Genomic DNA, 19,443 nt, shown 5'->3' on the forward strand with positions numbered 1-19,443 from the left:
AGCCGGTCATCTGAAATCCGACAACGGATTTCGCAGCGATGCCCCTCCGCCATCTCGCCTGCGCAATCGACGCACCGCATGAGAGGTGGTATTTTAGCCCGTCACTATTTCCCTCAAGGAGGAGAACATGAGTGCGCGGGGGTTCCTTTCATTGGCTGCTTGCACGATTTTTTTGAGTTCGTCCGCAATGAGCAGCTCAAACGTGGATATGCCAGTTAAGCAGAGTATTTCATACCCGATGTCTTTCTCGTCGGGAGGCAATACGGAAAAACAGAGCCGGCCGACAGAAGAATTTCTTCGGACCGCGCAGCAGGACGTCTGCTGTCCCGGCGGCTATCCCTGGTACCGCAATTCAACGAACATGTGTTACGGCAGCTATGAAGATTGCCACGATACCGATGGCGGCGGTTGGTCCTGCAGACAGGTCAATGCCTGCTAGGCCTTCTTAGCTATCCTCCCACAGAGTAGCGGAATTGATCTGACGAGCGCCGCACGAAGCAGGCGGATGTAGACTTCGTTGTGGTTTCTGCGAAACACCGATGCGGCTCGGCAGACCCGAAGCAGCGGCCGATCAGGTCGGCGTGGGTCCGCCGGCCTCATAGAGCACAAGATTGCGCTCGCCGATGCCCAGCGCCGGCCAGCTCGCGCGCCACTCGGCAATGTGCGGCGAGCGGAAATGCGCGTCGAGCGCCGCTTTGTCGCGCCACACTTCGGTGACCCGGATCAGCCCGGTGTCGAGCACGTCGCTTGCATAGGAATATTCCAGGCAGCCATCCTCGGCGCGGCTGCCTGAAACCATACGCTCCATCACCGGCCTCGCCTCCTCGAACCTGTCGGGCGGCAAGCGGATCGTGCCGATGATCAGGAGCATGGGTTTCCCTTCCTTCGCGACATCAAATCCAGCCACTTTCCCACCCTCGCGCAAGCTTGGCCAGCTACCCTCGCCGGGCTGTCCTATGCGCGGCAGTCTATGGTTCGAGGACTTAAATGGCGATCAGCGAAAGCATCCAGCCCGGCGCGGTGGCCAAGAATGGCCGCGATGTCTTCTTCGCGCTCGGCATCGTCATCATCCTGGCCGTGCTGTTCCTGCCGATCCCGGCCTTTCTCATCGATATCGGCCTCGCCTTCTCGATCGCGCTCTCGGTGCTGATCCTGATGGTGGCGCTGTGGATCCAGCGGCCGCTCGATTTCTCGTCGTTCCCGACTGTGCTGCTGATCGCCACGATGCTGCGGTTGTCGCTCAACATCGCCACCACGCGCATGATCCTGTCGCATGGCAATGAGGGCACGCACGCCGCGGGCTATGTCATCGCCGGCTTCTCCAAGCTGGTGATGGCCAGCGACTTCGTCATCGGCCTGATCGTCTTCATGATCCTGATCGTGGTGAACTTCATCGTCATCACCAAGGGCGCCACACGTATCGCCGAAGTCGGGGCCCGCTTCACCCTCGACGCCATCCCCGGCAAGCAGATGTCGATCGACGCCGATCTCTCCGCCGGCATGATCGACGACAAGACGGCGCAGCTGCGCCGCCGCGAACTGGAAGAAGAAAGCTCGTTCTTCGGTTCGATGGACGGTGCCTCGAAATTCGTGCGCGGCGACGCCATTGCCGGCCTCATCATCACCGCCATCAACATCGTCGGCGGCATCGCCATCGGCTATATCAGGCACGGCATGGGCATGGGCGAGGCCGCCGACGTGTTCATCAAGCTGTCGGTCGGCGACGGCCTGGTCACCCAGATCCCGGCGCTGATCGTCTCGCTCGCCGCCGGCCTGCTGGTTTCAAGGGCGGCACCCGCGCTCGACCAACCAGGCCGTGTTCGGCCAGCTCGGCGCGCACCCGCGCGCGCTTTACGTGGCGGCGGCACTGCTGGTGTTGCTCGGCCTGATGCCCGGCCTACCGCTGTTCCCCTTCTTTGCGCTGGCAGGTGGCATGGCCGGCCTCGGCTATGTCATTCCGATGCGCGCCAACCGCGTCCTCGCCGCGGCCGAGGCGCTGAAGACCCAGGAAAAGGCGACCAAGGCCGAGGAAGAGAAGAACTCGGTCAAGGCCTCGCTCGCCACCGCCGAGATCGAACTCCTGATCGGCAAGCAACTGTCGACCCGGCTCTTGGTGTCGCATCAGGAGCTGGTCTTCCGCATGGGCAAGATGCGCAAGAAATTCGCCCAGCAATACGGCTTCGTCGTGCCGGAAGTGCGCGTCGCCGATGATTTCGCCATCCCGCCGAAGAGCTACCAGATCAAGGTGCATGGCACGGTGGTTGCCGAATATTCGATGCGCGTCGGCGAGATCATGGTGCTGCTCGGCAACCGCGAGGTGCCCGAAATACCCGGCGAAGAGATCCGCGAGCCGGCCTTCGGCATGCGCGCGTATTCCGTCATGGAAACCTTCGCCGAGGATTTGAAACGCGAGAACTACACCTTCGCCGACAACATGTCGGTGCTGCTCACCCATCTTTCCGAGGTGATCCGCAACAACCTGCCGCAACTCCTGTCCTACAAGGACATGAAGGCGCTGCTCGAGCGCCAGGACCAGGAATACCGCAAGCTCGCCGACGAGATCTGCACCACGCACATCTCCTATCCCGGCCTGCAGGCGGTGCTGAAGCTCTTGCTCGCCGAGCGCGTCTCGATCCGCAATCTGCATCTGATCATCGAGGCCATCGCCGAGATCGCACCGCATGTGCGCCGCACCGAGCAGATCGTCGAACATGTCCGCATCCGCATGGCCCAGCAGATCTGTGGCGACCTTTCGGAAGGCGGCGTACTCAAGGTGCTACGCCTCGGCAACCGCTGGGACCTCGCCTTCCACCAGAGCCTCAAGCGCGACGCCAAGGGCGAGGTGCGCGAGTTCGACATCGATCCGCGCCAGCTCGAGGAATTCGGCCAGGACGCCACCAAGGCGATCAAGAAATTCCTCGAAGCCGGTGAGCGCTTCGTCCTCGTCACCGCGCCCGACGCCCGCCCCTATGTGCGCATGATCATCGAGCGCCTTTTCACCACGCTGCCGGTGCTCTCCCATGTCGAAATCGCCAAGGGCGTCGAGATCAGGGTGCTCGGGACCATATCGTGAGCGTTCTCTCGCAGAGCGTCGTCATCGCGGCGTTCCTCGCCTTCTGCCGCATCGGCGCCTGCTTCATGCTGATGCCGGGCCTGTCCAGCGCCCGCGTGCCGGTGCAGGTCAGGCTGTTCGTGGCGGTTGCCGCCACCGGCGGCCTGCTCGCCTTCCTGTGGGATCGCATCATTCCCTTCGTCGATCCGCGCCCGCAGATCCTGGTGCCGATGATCATCTCGGAACTTCTGGTCGGCGGGCTGATCGGCGCCATGACCAGGCTCTACATGGAAGCGCTGCGCTTCATGGGCTCGGCGATCGCCATGCTGATCGGCTATGGCGGCTCCGGCGGCCCGGCGATCGAGGAGCCGGAACCGCAGGCGGCGCTCGCCGCCATCATCTCGTTCTCGGCGCTGTTGATGCTGTTCGTCTTCGATTTCGACCACGAGATCGTCCGCGCCCTGGTGGCGTCCTACACGGTGGCGCCGGTCAACGTCTTCTTCAACCCGCAGGCCGCACTCGTCGACATCACCGACACCGTGTCGGATACCTTCTTCCTGGTCATCCGCCTCGGCAGCCCGTTCGTCGCCTATGCCATTCTGGTCAATCTGACGATCGGCTTCGTCAACAAACTGACCCCGCAGATCCCGATCTATTTCATCTCCCAGCCCTTCGTCATCGCCGGCGGCATGATCATCTTCTATTTCGCCATCGGCACCATGTTGACGCTCTTCGTCGACGGCTTCGTCGACCTGACTCTGGCGAGGTAGCGATGACCACACGCAAGGACCGCCTGAAGAAACTGGTCAAGGTGCAGGAACAGCTGACGGCGCTGCATGAGACCCGCCACGCCACCTTCCTCGCGGCGGCAAACGCGGCGGAAGCCGAAGCCAGGGAACTGATCGGCCATTTCGACCAGGACAATTCGCTGTCCGGCCTGTTCCCCGACCTCTATCACCGCCGCATCGCCCAGGCGGTGGTGCGCCAGGAGAAGAGCCTGGAAAGCGCCAGGCAGGAGGCCGGTCTCATCGCCACGGCAAACGCCCGCACCAACATGGTCGAACGCGCCTACAAGGACGTGCGCAACCGCGACGAACGCGAACGCTCCGACCGCGAGCGGCTGGATCTGATCGCGCAGAAGCGGAACGAGGAGTAGCGGCGGGAATTCAGGCTATGAACCTCGGTGGGGCATTCTAGGTGAAGTGCCGACCCCGCTGTTGTCTGGCTGCCGATAACTCGAATCCCGTGCATCGTCTCACCACCCTGTCCAGCTTAAGAAATGGACAGGATCTCAAGTTCACGCTGTCCTACATGGACAACATCGCCAACGGTTTTGCCGATCAGCGCGATCGCAACTGGTGACCCGTGCGATATGGAAGCTTGAGACGGGTTGGCCTCATCCTCGCCGACGATGCGGAAGGTCTGGGTGCGGCCATCATCACGCTCGAAGGTGACGGTGTGGCCGAAGGCGATCACTTCATTGGACGTCGGCATCGACATAAGCTGGGCCGTACGGACGCGTTCGGCATAATAGCGCATATCCCGAACCGGAACCGCCGATTGCCGTCGCCTTTCGTTGACATCTCCCAGCATTTTGGCGGCCTCGAGCGCCTGCTGGGCGCGAGCCAACTCATCCATCAGCATCTTGAAGCCCACCTCCGTAACGAGGTTGATCCGATCGGAGATAGGGCGAGCCGGCAAGATGGTTTCCGATGCGGCCTCGGCACTCTCCTCCTTGGCAAATGCTACGCTCAATGATCGGCCTCCGTGTGGAACATTGTCGGCAATCGGATAACCCACGGCCGACAATAAAGCTGCAAGAATTTAACAGCAGGCTTTGGCAGAAGCGGAATGTGTAAGGGTCGGCAGTGGCCTGAACACCAGACCGGACCCCTCGGCACATACCCTTGCGGCGCAAAGCGATATCCGATCCCGTCCCGAGCATTCCGCCCTCCTCTCCCCCCGCAAGCCTGCCACAAGCTTGTTGAGGCATGGTCTGGCTAAGGAAAACCGGCAAAAGGCGGACTTTCTTGGCAATTTCTCCACCCAGCGACATCGTTATGGATGTCGCCCGAGCTGCCGATCCGATGGATATCGAGGCTGCCCGCGCCGCGCTGACGAAGCGTGCGGGCGGTGCCGCGGGCACGTTCTCGGTCGATACCGCTGCGTCCGTCGATGCCGGCTCGATCCTGTCACGCGCCACGGCTGACAAGGCGGCGGCGACAGCCGATCCGGCCAAGAAATTCAAGAAGTTCGAAGCGATGGTCCTGCAGACCTTCATCCAGAACATGCTGCCCAAGGACACCGAGGGCGTCTACGGCACGGGTCTTGCCGGCGACATGTGGAAATCGCAGCTCGCCGAGCGCGTCGCCGACGTCATGGCCGAGCGCGGCGGCATCGGCATCGCCAAGTCGCTGCTCGCCGACCACTATATGGACGGCAAGCGCAAGGTGCCGATCGGACCGGTCTCGAACGGACCGGAAAAGACCGAGATCGATCAGCAAACCCGTCTGTCCACCTCGCTCGTCCAGGAATTGCAGCGCAAGGCCGCCAGGTCGATGACCGGCGACGAGACAACCATAAAAACAGACATCAAGATCTAGACTGGGAAACGCCATGGCCGACTCTTCCGAATTCACCGCCAACCTGCCGGCGCGCGCCACCGCGTCGGAGGCTCCTATACCGTTCGCGCGGCCGGGAAACCTTGCCGCCATCATCGGCCGCATCGAGGAGGTGGTCGAGGAAGAGACCGCCGGCATCCGCCGCGATACCGGCTACGACCTCAAGGCGTCGAACGCCCGCAAGAGCCGCTATCTCTACGAACTGACCCGCGCCATGAAGGGCGGCAGCGAAGCCGAGTTCCTCGAACAGCACCGCGAAGGCCTGACCCGGCTACGCCAGAAACTGGCGAAGAACGAGGCGGCGATCCTGGCGCATCTGAGCGCCGTCAACGAGGTCGCCAGCCTGTTGCGCAGCGCCATCCAGCGCGCCGAAACCGACGGCACCTACTCCGCCGGCGAATTCGGCCGGATGAAGGGTTAGCGGGCAATGACGCTGGGCTCGGGCTCTGAATGATCAAGGTCATCGCCATCGCGGTCTGGGTCTGCGCCGCCACGCTCGGCGCGGTGTTCTATTCGTTCCAGGCCGCCGGCCAAAGCGGCGTCGGCGAGAAACCCAAGCCGATGCTGGGCGGGCTGGATTACGTCAAGACCGACGTCATCTCGGTGCCGCTGATCCGCGACTCCAAGATCGGTGGCTATTTCCTGGCCAAGCTCGTCTACACCGTCGAGCCGGAACAGATAAAGAAACTGTCGATTCCGGCCGAAGCACTCATCACCGATCAGGTCTACGGCTACCTCTATTCCAATCCCCAGATCGACTTCACCAAGAAGGCGACGATCGACCTCGATGCCTTCCGCGCCGCGATCCGCGACACCGTCAACGCCCGCGTCGGCGCAACCCTGGTGCATGAGGTTCTGATCGATCAGGTCAATTTCCTGAGCAAGGACGAGATCCGCGACAACTGGCTGCGCCACCGGCAGGATTCCGCCACGGCGCCCGAGACGGCCAAGCCGGCCGAAGCGGATGCGCCGCCTGCCCACTGACCACCGGTGCCCCAGACAGATGCCTGGTGCGGCGATAGGAACCAGCCTCCAGGATTCGCGTTGACGTAAACGTCAACCCGAAGCTATATGCGGCAGCGACCGTGATCGCCAGAGATGCCGCAGGGCTTCGGCCGGACCGAAATGCCCTGCGCGACAGACGCAACCAGACAGGAGAACAGCGTGAGCGTTCAGGAGATTGCCGAGAAGATCAAGTCGCGCGTGGCCAGCAGCGGGTTTGATCGTTCCGTAAAGTTCGACACCGGTAGCGACGGCGTCATCGTCATCGACGGCGCAACCGTCTCGAACACCGATGCCCCCACCGACTGCACCATCAAGCTCTCGCTCGACGATCTCGATTCGCTGATCGCTGGCGACCTGAACCCGACCATGGCGTTCATGACCGGCAAGATCAAAGTCGAAGGCGACATGACGGTGGCCATGGCGCTCAGCCAGTTGATCGGCTGACGGCTGTCGCGAGCCGTATGGCGGCTTGTACAGACGAGAAATTAGACAGGACTAAAGCGCGCCAGATGATCCATTTGGGCGCGCTTTGGGCCTTGTCGGGACACCGTCTTCAAGACGGCACTTTCGTTCCACGGGCTTCGGCAATCTTGGCACGAAATCTTCATGCGGCAGAGAACCGCAAGCCGCTCATACCTTTGATTGTGAAATCAACCATTTAGTCTGACCTCGGCTCCAGAAGAGCGGCAAAGCAGCGAGGTCGGTAATGAATTTCCATAGTTTTCGAGCAGCGGCGAGGGCGGTTCTGATCGCTGCCCTGGTTTCGGTGACGGCGGCGGCAGCCGCTGACGAACGTGTCCTGATTTCCTACGAGGCCACACCTTCCCTCGGCTTCGACCTGCCAAAACTGAAGACGGCCGGCTACGCTGAACGGGCCGCCTTTTCGGCTGAGGTGCTTGAGAAAATCGTGCCCAAAATTGTCGCCAGCATAGGCGTCGATCCGGCCGTGATCGAGACGGAAGTCACGCCGGGTGGCTACCTCCTCAAGACCAACGCCTCGCTGCAGACCGAGGCCACGCTCGACGACGCGACCGCCGATCGTCTGGCCGCCGCCTTCGGCTACATTTTCCACCAGCACAGCGTGCTCGTCTCCCGACTGGACGACAGCAGCGGCAGCACCGGCTTCGTCACAGTCCGTTTCCCCAAGGACACGCTCGATTCCACTGTCGCACAGCGGTTCTTTGAAAAGGCCGATGCCACGGAAAAGGCCTGGGCGGCGGTTACACCGCCTTTGGCGACGAGCAGATATTCCTCAATGTCGTGGACGGCAACGGCAAGCCCTATAGCGGCCTCGACAATGCCGCGTTTCTGGATGGGCTCAAGCGGACAGCGGCCGCGTTCGGGCCGCCGGCTCCGGAAGTATCGGACTCCGGAACGGCGGCGGCCCGCTTCATCGGCAACGACTGGGACAAGGCCCCCAGGGGCGAGGACTATTTGGCTCGCCTCGGAGGCGCCGGTTCACCGGCGGTGACCAGCCTGGATGCCGTGGCGACGGAGTACGCCGCGCTGGTTTCAGCCAGCGCGTTGCACTTCGGCTGGAACTGACAGCTTGCGGCCGGAAGCCTTCAGCGTCCCGTGCACGCCATCGAGCGCCCCGTCCACCAGCTCCAGCGCCAGCAGCCGGTGCCGCTCATAGGGGCCTGGCATCGCCAGCCTGCCTGTTTTGTCGGCCGAGAAGCCGAAGCGTCCATAATAGGGCGCATCGCCGACCAGCAGGATTGCCGCGTGACCGAGACGTGCCGCCTCGGCGATGGCGTGGCGCATCAGCGCCGAGCCGATGCCGGCATTCTTGAGCGACGGATCGACGGCGAGCGGGCCAAGCAGCAGCGCTGCCGGACCGCCCTCGCCCAGCCTGACATCCCACAGCCGCACCGTGCCGGCGACACCGCCCGATGCATCGCGCGCGACGAAGGCCAGCCCTTCCGAGGGCCGACGGCCGCGCCGCAGCTTCTCCGACGATTTTTTCCGCCGCATCGGCCCCATGGCACGATCGAGCAAGGCTTCGCGCGCAGCTATGTCGGCAACGCTTTCGGCGACCATTGCGAAGGCCGGCGCATGAGCTACGATTTCAACTGACATTTCCATTTCCACGATCCCTTCACGAGCGGAGATCTGTTCCACAAGCGAGCCCGGGCGGGCGACAGGCGCCCACCTGGGATGATCTGACCGGTTCTTTCGAACCGTCAGATCACGTAGGATCGGAGAGGCTCGAAGCCGTTGAACGCGACCGCCGAGTAGGTGGTCGTGTAGGCGCCGGTGCCTTCGATCAGCACCTCGTCGCCGATCGTCAGCGACAGAGGCAGCGGATACGGCGTCTTCTCGTACATCACGTCGGCCGAATCGCAGGTCGGGCCGGCGAGCACGCAAGGCGCGGTCTCCGAGCCGTCATGGTGGGTAACGATCGGGTAGCGGATCGCCTCATCCATGGTCTCGGCCAGACCGCCGAACTTGCCGATGTCGAGGAACACCCAGCGCACATTGTCGTTCTCGGCCTTCTTCGAGATCAGCACGACTTCCGACTTGATGACGCCGGCATTGCCGACCATGCCACGGCCCGGCTCGATGATGGTTTCCGGAATGGCATTGCCGAAATGCTTGCGCAATGCCGAGAAGATTGCCTGGCCATAGGCCTGGGCCGCCGGCACATCACGCAAATAGCGCGTCGGGAAACCGCCACCCATATTGACCATCTTCAAGACGATGCCTTCCTCGGCGAGCGTCGCGAACACCTTCTTGGCGTCGGCCAGCGCACGGTCCCAGGCGGTCAGGTCGGTCTGCTGCGAGCCGACATGGAACGACACGCCATAGGCGTCGAGGCCAAGGCCCTTGGCATGGCGCAGCACGTCGACAGCCATCGCAGGCACGCAGCCGAACTTGCGCGACAGCGGCCATTCGGCGCCTTCGCCATCGGTCAGCACACGGCAGAACACACGCGCGCCGGGAGCGACGCGGGCGATCTTCTCGACCTCTTCGACGCAATCGACCGCGAACAGGCGAATGCCGAGCTGATAGGCGCGTGCAATGTCACGCTCCTTCTTGATGGTGTTGCCGAAGGAGATGCGGTCCGCGGGCGCACCCGCGTCCATCGCCATCTCGACTTCGGCAACGGAAGCGGTGTCGAAGGACGAGCCCATCGCAGCAAGGAGGCGCAGGATTTCCGGCGCCGGGTTTGCTTTCACCGCATAGTAGATCTTGGAATCGGGCAACGCCTTCTCGAAGGCGCGGAAATTGTCGCGCACGACATCGAGGTCGACGACGAGGCAGGGGCCGGACGGACGTCGGGTGGCGAGGAAGTCGAGGATGCGCTGGGTAGCCATCTTGTATCTCCAAACACGCCTTTCGGCGCGCACAAGGGTGCGGACGCGGGCTGTCGGCCTCGCGAACACGCGATCAAACAAAGGCGGGACGAAAATTCCATGGAACCAGCCGGTGGAGACCCCGGAACCATGAAACGCCGTCTCGCGGCGATGAACCTTGGCCTTGCCCGGCTTCGGTCCGCTTTGTCTGCCTTGGCTTGGATTGGGAGAACCCCGTTCCGCACTACCGGCAATGAAGGTGTGCCTCTTCAGTAACCCCGGTCTTTGGACAACCGGCAGAGAACCAGAAAGGCCCGCACCGTCGTTGCTTCAAGGTGTCCTCGGGCTGGCGGTTGGCCGCTAGACCGACTGGAGGGGTTGGCTCCAGTTACCTTACCGATTTCCCTCACCATTCGAGGATCGGCGGACACCCACAGGCACGTGCGACTTTGGGCAAGCGCGATATATGGCTGGTTGCCGTCACAATCAATAAAAATCGTATCCAAGGTTGTAAAATTTCTGGCATCGAACAATGTTGGGAGGACCGTATCCGGATATCGAACGATGACAGGCACGCACGGCCCCTACAACGCCTTCCTCGATCTTCGCCAGATGCCGGTGGCTCATGCCGAGCTCGGTCCGCTCGCCGGCCTGCGGCTGGCCGTCAAGGACATTTACGACGTTGCCGGCTACCGCACCGGCTGCGGCAATTCTCGGAAATTCGCCGAAAGCAATGCCGCCTCGCGCACCGCGCCCGCCGTGCAGACGATTCTCGATGCCGGCGCGCGCTTCGCCGGCAAGACGCAGACCGACGAGCTGGCCTTCGCGCTGTTCGGCCAGAACGCGCATTTTCCGTTTCCCGTGAACCCGGCCGCACCCGACCGTGTCACCGGCGGCTCCTCGTCCGGATCGGCGGCGGCGGTGGCGGGCAGGCTGGCCGACATCGCCACCGGCTCCGACACCGGCGGCTCGATCCGCGCGCCGGCGAGCTTTTGCGGGCTGATCGGGCTGCGCACCACGCATGGCCGCATCTCGCTCGATGGCACGATGAAGCTGGCGCCGAGCTTCGACACGTTCGGCTGGTTCGCCGACGACATCGAGACCTACGAGACGGTCGGCAAACTGCTGCTTGGCCGCGACCCGCACCAGCATTCCCTGGACCGCCCGCTATCGCTCCCCTGGCTGGACGAGATGGTCGCCCGCCCGGCGCTTGCCGAATATGCCGGGATGAAGGGGCTGGCGAGCGCGGTTTTCGGTACGCCGGCGACGTCAACCATGCGCTTCAGCTCTTCCCCTGACGACCTTTACTGGTGCTTTCGCCGGCTGCAGGCCAGGGAAGCCTGGGGCGTGCATGGCGACTGGATCATCAGCGGCGAGCGCGACCTCGGCCCCGGCGTCCAGGAGCGTTTCGGCTTTGGCCGTGCCGTCGATGACCGGACAGTGCAGGCCGAGAAAGTGCGGCGGCTGACCTTCCGCGGCGAACTCAACGCCCTGCTCGGCAAGGATGGTTTCCTCGTCCTGCCGACGGTGCCTGGCCCGGCACCCTATGTCGACTCGACGCCGGAGCAGTTCCAGGCTTATCGCGAGCGGGCGCTGCATCTTCTGTGCCTCGCCGGCCTCTCCGGCTTTCCACAGATCACCTTGCCCATCGGCTCGGTCGCCGGCGCACCGTTCGGCCTGTCACTGCTTGGCCCTTCCGGCAGCGACATAGCCCTGATACGGCTCGGCCGAAAACTTCTCGACGCAGCACAAAGGGCCTGAACCCATGGACACACTGACCCGCATGCGCGCCTTCATCGACGTCGTCGAGGCCGAAGGCTTTTCGGCAGCGGCGCGCAAGATCGGCCGTTCCAAGGCGCTGCTGTCGAAATATGTGCGCGAACTGGAGGACGAACTCGGCGCGCTGCTGCTCAACCGCACGACGCGCCAGTTCTCGATGACCGAGGCCGGCCACACCTATTACCGGCGCGCCTCGGAGATCGTGCGCGAGGTCGACAGCCTGGCCGACGCCGTGCGCGAATCCTCCGGCGACGTGCGCGGCAGGATCAAACTGTCGGCGCCGCGCACTTTCGCTGACGCGCCGATCGGCCAGTCGCTGATCGACTTCGCCAAGCAGCACCCCGACATCGTGCTCGACATCCAGCTCGACGATCGCTTCGTCGACCTGGTCGAGGAAGGCTTCGACCTCGCGGTGCGCATATCGCGCCTGGAGAATTCGTCGCTGATCGCGAGACGCCTGGCGCCGTTTTCGATAAGGCTCTGCGCCTCGCCCGAACTGATCGCCAAGCATGGCATGCCGACGCGGCCGCAGGATCTCGGCCACATGCCCTGCATCGTCGACACCAATGGCCGCGCCTGAACAACTGGGCGTTCAAGGGCGACAACAACGATCAGCTGAGCGTCGCCGTGTCCGGCCCGATCGAGGTCAACAGCCCGATGGCGGCGCGCGCCGCCGCCTTGTCAGGACTCGGATTTTGCATCCTGCCGGATTTCATTGCCGCGCCCGACCTCAAGAGTGGCCAGTTGGTGACGGTGCTCGACGACCGCATCCTGTCCGGCGGCGGCATCTTCGCCGTCTACCCGCACCGCCGCTATCTGCCGGCCAAGGTCCGCGTTTTCGTCGACTTCCTGGTGCAATGGTTCAGGACGCGTGAGGCCGCTTGACCTGCCTCGGGTTCTTGCCGCGTGCGTGTCGTAGTCCCAAAACCGCTGCGCACTTTTGGGTGACACGCACGGGCGGTCCCAATTTCGCCCCCTTTCTGGTAACCTTCGGTTCCTCTCCAAAGCCAAGGGAATCGCGACCGGGAATGCAACTCAAACGGAACGCAATCATACTGGCTTCGGCCTTGGCGGCGACCTTTGCCGGCACCGGACCGGCTTACGTGCATCCGCACGTCTTCGCCGAGGCACGCCTCGACGTGATCCTCTCCCCGGATCACCAAAGTGTGAAAGCGCTGCGTCATCTCTGGCGCTTCGACGACCTGTTTTCGAGTACGGTGATGATGGAGTTCGACAAGAACTCCGACCTGAAGCTTGACGACAAGGAGCTGAAGGAGGTCGCCGACACCGTTCATGCCTCGCTGGCCGAATTCAACTATTTCCAGCTCGTCACGCAGAACGGCAAGGATGTAACGATGGTGCCGCCGCCACATCTGATGGCCAATTTCGACAACGACCAGCTGATCATCCTGTTCGAGTCCGAGCCCAAGGCGCCGCTCAAGCTGACCGGCACGATCGACATCGGTGTCTACGATCCGACTTTCTACACGGCGATAGACTTCACCGAGGATTCCAACATCACGGTTACAGGCCTGCCGTCGAATTGCACCAGCAAGGTGATCCGTCCGGACCCGGATGAGGCCATCAAGGAAAACCAGAAGACCTTGACGGATGCCTTCTTCAACGACCCGACGGGCACCGACATGAGCAAGATCTTTGCCACCAAGCTCGAACTGACCTGTCAGCCAGAAGGATGAAGCCGGTGACGAAACCGTCCCTGCGTTTGGCATTCGGCCTGTTGGCCCTCGCCTTTGCCGCGATGCACTTCGCTGATGTCGCGCACGCCCAGAGTTCGCTCGGCATCGGCGTCAATGACGGCATGGCGCCGACCACCGGTCCGTTCGCCCACATCCTGATGTGGATCAACCTGCGGCAGCAGGAATTCTACCGCGCGCTTGCCACGGCGATGAAGGCAATGCGCCAGGATAACAGCAAGCTCTGGGTGCTCATCGGCCTGTCCTTCGCCTATGGCATTTTCCATGCCGCCGGCCCCGGCCACGGCAAGGCGGTGATCTCGTCCTACATGGTCGCCAATGAAGTGGCGCTGCGGCGCGGCGTCCTGTTGTCCTTCGTCTCGGCGCTGTTGCAGGGCCTGACGGCGATCGCGGTCATGCTGCTCGCCTATTTCGTCCTGCGCGGCACCACCATCTCGATGACCGACGCGGCCTGGTTCATGGAGATCACGAGCTTTGCCCTCGTCACCCTGTTCGGTGCCTGGCTGCTGTGGCGCAAGCTCGGCCCGTCCATCCTGCGCCTGTTCGGCATGGCTCCGGCCTACAGCCTGTCGGCAGCGCACGCCGGCCATTCGCACGGTGGCCACTCTCATGCCGGGCATTCCCACGCCGGCCATTCGCATGCCGCGCACAGCCATTCGGCACATGCCCATTCGCATGCGCTGCAAGTGCACGACGACCACGTGCATGAGCATTCGCACGATCACCACGACCACGATCACGGCGCGCACGATCATGCGCATCATGATCACGCGCATCACGATCATGCAGATGGCGAGGTCTGCGAAACCTGCGGCCACTCGCATGCGCCCGATCCGGCGCTGCTGTCGGGCGACCGCTTCGACTGGCGCACCGCCTGGTCGGCAGTTGCCGCCGTCGGCATCCGCCCCTGCTCGGGCGCGCTCATCGTGCTGAGCTTCGCGCTGCTCAACGGGCTCTGGCTCGGTGGCCTGCTGTCGGTGCTGGCGATGTCGCTGGGAACCGCGATCACCGTCTCGGCGCTGGCAACGCTTGCCGTGACCGCCAAGAACTGGGCGGTGTATTTCGCCGGCGACGGCCGCATGGGCAATCGCATCCATTCGATCGTCGAGATCGGCGGCGCCGCCTTCGTCTTCCTGTTCGGACTGCTGCTGCTGTCGGCGAGTTTGACGGGCAGCGTTTGATAGAAGCGGGTCAGGCTTGACCCGCGATCTTGCCGCCCAGCTCATCCGCGATATGCGCGCGGATGATCTCGTCAAAGCTCTTCTCGGCGCTGAAGCCGAGTTCTCGTGACCGCCGCGCCTCGAAGCGGGTCGGCCAGCCCTTGACGATCGCCCAGATCGTTTCGTCCGGCACCTCGCGGATCAGGCCTGCCGTCTTCGATCCGGCGATGCGCTCCAGCGCCTCGATCTGCTCGCCGACAGTGACGGCGACACCGGGCATCGTCAGATTGCGGCGCGGCCCGACGGCAGCACCGTCGATGCCGGCCGCATGGATCAGGAAATTCACCGCTGAGCGCGGGCTGGCATGGGTGTGCACGACCGAGCGCGGCACCGGCAGGATCGCCTCTTGCCCGCTCAGCGGCTCGCGGATGATGCCGGAGAAGAAGCCGGAGGCCGCCTTGTTCGGCTTGCCGGGCCGCACGCAGATCGTCGGCAGGCGGATGCCGATGCCGTCGAAGAAGCCGCGCCTGGAATAATCGGCGAGCAACGCCTCGCTCATCTGCTTCTGCGTGCCGTAGGAGGTCAGCGGCGTCGGATGGAATTCATCGGGGATAACATCCGGGAACGGCGCGCCGAACACCGCGATCGACGAGGTGAAGACGACGCGCGGCGCAAAGCCCGCCAGGCGGATCGCGTCGAACAGGGCGCGCGTGCCGTCGAGATTGACGCGGTAGCCGAGATCAAAGTTGGCTTCCGCCTCGCCCGACACGATGCCGGCGAGATGGAAGACGACGTCGGGGCGCGACGCGACCAGGCTTTCGGCGGCACCTGCCTCGGCAAGGTCGCCGGTATGGGTGCTGATGCTGACGCCATCCATCGCCGGCGCCTGCGGCGGCACGATGTCGTGCAGATCGAGCGCGGTGATCTTTTCGGCCCGCAACGTGCCGTCCTTTGCCAGCCGGGCGATGAGTTTGCGGCCGACCATGCCTGCGGCGCCAGTGATCAGAATGCGCATGTCCGAAATCCCTTACTTGCCCTGATTTTTGCGCTGGGTGCGCGCGCGCAGCCAGAACACCAAGAAGAACGCCAGCACGAAGACAACGCCGAAGATGCCGGCCAGCACGGTCGAAAAACTGCCGAGTGCCAGCATCACCGTCGGCAGATAGAAGGCGGCAATGCCGAACAGCAGCAAGATCCAGACCGCCGCGATGGCCGCATTGCGCGTGTCACGGTCCATCATGCCGCACCGAGGCGGCGGTCGTTCGTCGGGCTGAGTTTCAAAGCTGGAGAACTCCTGAGGCAGGTCCGATCAATGGTCATCAATCGGGCCTAGTGATGGTGGCTGTGATGCGCGGCCGCATCGTGCTCATGCTGGTGATCGTGGTCGTCACCCTCATCGGCGCATTGGCCGAATTCCGGTTCCACGGTGGCATGGCTGATGCCGTGCTCGCTGGCAAGCCGCTTCTTGATGGTGCTGACCGCCTGATGCGCATCGACGCCCTCGTCAAGGCAGGCATGCAGCGTCGCCATGTTGCTTGACCCATCGATCGACCAGACATGCATATGGTGCACTTCGCGCACGCCCGGGATCGTCGTTTCCAAATCTTTGGCAACCAGGTCCCGATCGAGGCTTGGCGGTACGCCTTCCAGCAGCACATGGGCGGCGGCACGCATCAGCGACCAGGCCGTCGACAGGATCAGCAGCGAGACCAGCACCGACAGGATCGGGTCGATCGGCGTCCAGCCGGTTGCCAGGATGACCAGTGCCGCCACGATCGCCGCCGCCGAGCCGAGCAGGTCGCCCAGCACATGCAGGATGGCGCCGCGCATGTTGAGGCTTTCGCGGTCGCCGCCATGCAGCACCAGGAAGGAGCCGATATTGACCAGCAGGCCGAGGATCGCCACCACCAGCATCGGCCCACCCAGCACCGGCGCCGGTGTGAGCAGGCGCTCCCACGCCTCGTAGACGATCCACAGCGCGATGACGAAGATGGCGATGCCGTTGGTGTAGGCGACCAGGGTCTTGACCCGGCCGAAGCCATAGGTGAGTTGGCCGGTCGCCGGCCGCCCGGCAAGATGGAAGGCATACCAGGCAAGGCCGAGTGCGATGGCGTCGGCAAGCATGTGGCCGGCATCGGCCAGCAGCGCCAGCGACCCGGTGAAGAGCCCGCCAAGCGCTTCCGCCACCATGAATCCCGCCGTCAGACAGGCCGCGATCAGCACGCGCTTCTTGTCGGTCGAGCCATGTACGTGACCGGCGCTGCCGTGATCATGGCCACTGTGGTCGTGGGAATGGGTATGCGCCAAATGGCAAACTCCGTTACGCGCCGAGGCTTATGCGCCGAATTCCGCGCGACAATCCTCGAGCCGTCGCTTCTGCTGGCCGGCGCCGTCGAAATTGGCCGGATCGAGCCACGCTTCATAGGCCTTGCGCAAAGCCGGCCATTCCTTGTCGATGATCGAATACCACGCAGTGTCGCGGTTTTCACCCTTGACGATGAGGTGCTGGCGGAAAATGCCCTCGAACTTGAAGCCGAACCGCTCCGCGGCCCGCTTCGACGGCTCGTTGCGGTTGTTGCACTTCCATTCGTAGCGGCGGTAACCCAATTCGTCGAAGATGTATTTCATGAACAGGAACTGCGCTTCCGTCGCCGCCGGCTTGCGCGAGATCAGCGGTCCCCAATAGATGTTGCCGATCTCGATGACGCCGTAAGCAGGATCGATGCGCATCAGCGTCTGTCGTCCGGCGACCTTGCCGCTCGCCTTGTCGATGATGGCAAAAAACAGCGGATCTTCGCTGGCCTCGACCTTGTCCAGCCAGGGCTGGAAGGCGGCGCGGGTTTCCGGCGGATAATCGGGCAGCCAGGCGAAGCGGCCGTCGACATCGGACACGGAAGACGCTGCATAGAGCCCATCACCGTGCTTTGCGGCGCTCAGCGGTTCAAGTCTGACATAGCGGCCGTCGATCGCCTTGCGCTCCGGACGCGGGCGTGGCTGCCAATTCGCGAGATTTTCCGACACCAAACACTCCAATCCGTTTGACTTTTGCAGGCCGACGCTCACAAAAACGCAACCCCACAGTAAGAACCACACGGACGGGAAAAATGCTCCACACGATTTCGGCCTTCGACCGTCTCGGCGAGGAAAATGCCTTCGCGGTGCTGGCGCGGGCGACAGCACTTGCCCAACAGGGCCGCGACATCGTCAATCTCGGCATCGGCCAACCCGACTTCAAGACGCCGCAGCACATTGTCGAGGCGGCGATCAAGGCGCTGCGTGACGGCCACCACGGCTACACGCCGGCCAACGGGCTGCTGGCAACGCGCGAAGCGGTGGTTCGGCGCACGTTGACCACCACCGGCGTCGAGGTCTCGCCCGAGACGGTGATGATCCTGCCCGGCGGCAAGCCGACCATGTTCGCGGCGATCCTGATGTTCGGCGAGCCCGGCGCCGAGATCCTTTATCCGGACCCCGGCTTTCCCATCTACCGCTCGATGATCGAGTTCACCGGGGCGGCCCCCATTCCGGTGCCGATGCGCGAGGAAAATGGCTTCGCCTTCTCCGCCGAAGAGACGCTGGCGCTGATCACCCCGAAGACCAGGCTCTTGATCCTCAACTCGCCGGCCAACCCGACCGGCGGCGTCACGCCACGCGCCGAGATCGAGAAGCTGGTCAAGGGCCTGGAGAAGCACCCTGATGTCGCCATCCTCTCCGACGAAATCTACGACGTCATGACCTATGACGGCGAAACGCATTGCTCGCTGCTCGCCTACCCCGAAATCCGCGACCGGCTGATCGTCCTCAATGGCTGGTCCAAGACCTGGGCGATGACCGGCTGGCGCATGGGCTGGTCGATCTGGCCGAACGGCGACAAGGGCGCGCATCTCTATGACAAGGTGCGCAAGCTGGCGGTCAATTGCTGGTCCTGCGTCAACGCGCCGAGCCAGTTCGCCGGCATCGCGGCCATCGATGGCCCGCAGGACGACGTCGACACCATGATGCGCGCCTTCGACCGCCGCCGGAAGGTCGTGGTCGAGGGCTTGAACGCTCTGCCCAACATTTCCTGCATCACGCCCAAGGGCGCGTTCTACGCCTTCCCCAATGTCTCGAAGACCGGCTGGAAGGCAAAGAAGCTTGCCTCAGCACTGCTCGACGAGGCCGGCGTGGCGCTGATCGGCGGCCCCGATTTCGGCATTCTCGGCGAAGGCTATGTCAGGCTCTCCTACGCCAACTCCGAGGAAAACATTTTGCGCGCGCTGGAACGGATCGGGGCGTTCCTGGCCAAATAGACATCAAGGCAGGCCGGAACCTTTCCGGATAATTAGCGGCCAGCCACCATGTCGGTGTCATGATCCGTCGGGAGGCTCGCGGGCAAGACTGTGCCTCCATGTCGGGGCCGGTTACGATCCGGAGATTGGGATCGTAACCGGGGTGCCCCAGATGTTCTATGCAATCCTTGCCTATCATGTGGAAGAAGCGATCAAGGCGCTGACGCCGCAGGAAGATGCGGCACTGATGGCCGAGTTGCTCGGGATCACCACCCAGCTTCGTGAGGAAGGCACGCTTGGACCGTCCGCGCGTCTGGGGGCGACGCAGAATGCCTTCACCTTGCGCGGCCCTGGCGACGGCGTGATCATCGACGGTCCTTTCGCCGAGACCAAGGAACAGTTGCTCGGCTTCTATGTCGTCGACTGCGCCACGCGGGACGAGGCCATCGCCATCGCCCGCGACCTTCGCCGCGTCAACCCGACCGCCGTTTACGAGATCAGGCCTATTCTGCTGTTCAAGCCCGGCGTGCCGCTGGCTGGCAAATGA

General features: G+C 63.4%; 21 protein-coding genes and 2 pseudogenes. 15 read left to right on the top strand and 8 right to left on the bottom strand.

Translation table 11 applies throughout. The features are described from left to right. Window positions 1–127: 127 nt before the first annotated feature. Window positions 128–439 carry a hypothetical protein gene (locus HB778_RS07855; RefSeq protein WP_183462801.1) on the top strand — a complete coding sequence of 104 codons (312 nt, stop codon included), beginning with the start codon at window positions 128–130 and terminating at the stop codon, window positions 437–439. Between the two features lie 132 nt (window positions 440–571). Here HB778_RS07855 and HB778_RS07860 read toward each other — a convergent pair whose 3' ends face one another. After that, the gene (locus HB778_RS07860; RefSeq protein ID WP_183462803.1) at window positions 572–871 is read right to left on the bottom strand and encodes a putative quinol monooxygenase; all 300 of its coding nucleotides are present in this window, start codon (window positions 869–871) and stop codon (window positions 572–574) included. 116 nt (window positions 872–987) lie between these two features. On the opposite strand from HB778_RS07860, the pseudogene flhA reads away from it, so the two are divergent. The 3 genes and pseudogenes from flhA to HB778_RS07875 all read left to right on the top strand — a co-directional run bounded on the left by flhA (window position 988) and on the right by HB778_RS07875 (window position 4,208). Continuing rightward, window positions 988–3,073 (top strand): annotated as a pseudogene (gene flhA / locus HB778_RS07865) (flagellar biosynthesis protein FlhA). Then, on the top strand, window positions 3,070–3,822 hold the full coding sequence (gene fliR / locus HB778_RS07870; protein ID WP_095199361.1) for a flagellar biosynthetic protein FliR: 753 nt from the start codon (window positions 3,070–3,072) through the stop codon (window positions 3,820–3,822). The pseudogene flhA and the gene fliR overlap by 4 nt, the downstream one beginning before the upstream one ends. Before the next feature lie 2 nt (window positions 3,823–3,824). After that, window positions 3,825–4,208, top strand: a complete 384-nt coding sequence (locus tag HB778_RS07875; protein ID WP_183462805.1) for a hypothetical protein — start codon at window positions 3,825–3,827, stop codon at window positions 4,206–4,208. A 116-nt stretch (window positions 4,209–4,324) separates the two neighbouring features. Here the strand turns inward: HB778_RS07875 and greA are convergent, their stop codons facing one another. After that, a complete protein-coding gene (greA, locus tag HB778_RS07880) occupies window positions 4,325–4,807 on the bottom strand; it encodes a transcription elongation factor GreA (protein ID WP_183462806.1) in 483 nt (160 codons plus the stop codon). Between the two features lie 236 nt (window positions 4,808–5,043). Here greA and HB778_RS07885 point away from each other — a divergent pair, with 236 nt between their 5' ends. From HB778_RS07885 to HB778_RS07905, 5 genes are all read left to right on the top strand, one after another. Further along, the gene (locus HB778_RS07885) at window positions 5,044–5,655 is read left to right on the top strand and encodes a rod-binding protein (RefSeq protein WP_183462808.1); all 612 of its coding nucleotides are present in this window, start codon (window positions 5,044–5,046) and stop codon (window positions 5,653–5,655) included. A gap of 13 nt (window positions 5,656–5,668) precedes the next feature. Beyond that, a complete protein-coding gene (locus HB778_RS07890; RefSeq protein WP_183462810.1) occupies window positions 5,669–6,094 on the top strand; it encodes a hypothetical protein in 426 nt (141 codons plus the stop codon). A gap of 29 nt (window positions 6,095–6,123) precedes the next feature. After that, window positions 6,124–6,657, top strand: coding sequence for a hypothetical protein (locus tag HB778_RS07895; RefSeq protein ID WP_183462812.1), 534 nt, complete (start codon window positions 6,124–6,126; stop codon window positions 6,655–6,657). A 180-nt stretch (window positions 6,658–6,837) separates the two neighbouring features. After that, window positions 6,838–7,122 (top strand): SCP2 sterol-binding domain-containing protein, encoded by a 285-nt coding sequence (locus HB778_RS07900; protein WP_013529756.1) that lies wholly within the window; start codon window positions 6,838–6,840, stop codon window positions 7,120–7,122. 262 nt (window positions 7,123–7,384) lie between these two features. Then, window positions 7,385–8,149, top strand: a complete 765-nt coding sequence (locus HB778_RS07905) for a hypothetical protein (RefSeq protein ID WP_244661869.1) — start codon at window positions 7,385–7,387, stop codon at window positions 8,147–8,149. 41 nt (window positions 8,150–8,190) lie between these two features. Here HB778_RS07905 and HB778_RS07910 read toward each other — a convergent pair whose 3' ends face one another. Both HB778_RS07910 and odc2 read right to left on the bottom strand, forming a co-directional pair. Beyond that, window positions 8,191–8,763 (bottom strand): GNAT family N-acetyltransferase, encoded by a 573-nt coding sequence (locus HB778_RS07910; protein ID WP_183462814.1) that lies wholly within the window; start codon window positions 8,761–8,763, stop codon window positions 8,191–8,193. A gap of 98 nt (window positions 8,764–8,861) precedes the next feature. Beyond that, window positions 8,862–9,995: an ornithine/lysine decarboxylase gene (gene odc2 / locus HB778_RS07915; protein ID WP_183462816.1), complete on the bottom strand. Its 1,134-nt coding sequence runs from the start codon at window positions 9,993–9,995 to the stop codon at window positions 8,862–8,864. A 543-nt stretch (window positions 9,996–10,538) separates the two neighbouring features. Here odc2 and HB778_RS07920 point away from each other — a divergent pair. The 4 genes and pseudogenes from HB778_RS07920 to HB778_RS07935 all read left to right on the top strand — a co-directional run bounded on the left by HB778_RS07920 (window position 10,539) and on the right by HB778_RS07935 (window position 14,649). Then, a complete protein-coding gene (locus HB778_RS07920) occupies window positions 10,539–11,735 on the top strand; it encodes an amidase (protein ID WP_183462818.1) in 1,197 nt (398 codons plus the stop codon). Between the two features lie 22 nt (window positions 11,736–11,757). After that, a pseudogene (locus tag HB778_RS07925) lies at window positions 11,758–12,638 on the top strand (LysR family transcriptional regulator). Window positions 12,639–12,781: 143 nt separating this feature from the next. Continuing rightward, entirely contained in the window at window positions 12,782–13,450 is a 669-nt protein-coding gene (locus tag HB778_RS07930; protein WP_183462820.1) for a DUF1007 family protein, read from the top strand. Further along, window positions 13,447–14,649, top strand: coding sequence for a nickel/cobalt transporter (locus HB778_RS07935; RefSeq protein WP_183462822.1), 1,203 nt, complete (start codon window positions 13,447–13,449; stop codon window positions 14,647–14,649). The genes HB778_RS07930 and HB778_RS07935 overlap by 4 nt, the downstream gene beginning before the upstream one ends. A 10-nt stretch (window positions 14,650–14,659) precedes the next feature. On the opposite strand, the gene denD is transcribed toward HB778_RS07935, so the two are convergent. The 4 genes from denD to HB778_RS07955 all read right to left on the bottom strand — a co-directional run bounded on the left by denD (window position 14,660) and on the right by HB778_RS07955 (window position 17,649). Beyond that, window positions 14,660–15,643, bottom strand: coding sequence for a D-erythronate dehydrogenase (gene denD, locus HB778_RS07940; protein ID WP_183462824.1), 984 nt, complete (start codon window positions 15,641–15,643; stop codon window positions 14,660–14,662). A gap of 12 nt (window positions 15,644–15,655) precedes the next feature. Continuing rightward, a complete protein-coding gene (locus HB778_RS07945; RefSeq protein WP_183462826.1) occupies window positions 15,656–15,868 on the bottom strand; it encodes a hypothetical protein in 213 nt (70 codons plus the stop codon). Window positions 15,869–15,957: 89 nt separating this feature from the next. Beyond that, window positions 15,958–16,935 carry a cation diffusion facilitator family transporter gene (locus HB778_RS07950; protein ID WP_183462827.1) on the bottom strand — a complete coding sequence of 326 codons (978 nt, stop codon included), beginning with the start codon at window positions 16,933–16,935 and terminating at the stop codon, window positions 15,958–15,960. A gap of 27 nt (window positions 16,936–16,962) precedes the next feature. Beyond that, a complete protein-coding gene (locus HB778_RS07955) occupies window positions 16,963–17,649 on the bottom strand; it encodes a GNAT family N-acetyltransferase (protein ID WP_183462829.1) in 687 nt (228 codons plus the stop codon). Window positions 17,650–17,732: 83 nt separating this feature from the next. On the opposite strand from HB778_RS07955, the gene HB778_RS07960 reads away from it, so the two are divergent. Further along, window positions 17,733–18,917 carry a pyridoxal phosphate-dependent aminotransferase gene (locus tag HB778_RS07960; protein ID WP_183462832.1) on the top strand — a complete coding sequence of 395 codons (1,185 nt, stop codon included), beginning with the start codon at window positions 17,733–17,735 and terminating at the stop codon, window positions 18,915–18,917. Between the two features lie 151 nt (window positions 18,918–19,068). Continuing rightward, complete coding sequence (locus tag HB778_RS07965; RefSeq protein ID WP_183462833.1) at window positions 19,069–19,443, top strand: YciI family protein; 375 nt, start codon at window positions 19,069–19,071, stop codon at window positions 19,441–19,443.

The sequence above is a fragment of the Mesorhizobium huakuii genome, from assembly GCF_014189455.1.
In the GTDB taxonomy this organism is placed as follows: domain Bacteria; phylum Pseudomonadota; class Alphaproteobacteria; order Rhizobiales; family Rhizobiaceae; genus Mesorhizobium; species Mesorhizobium huakuii_A.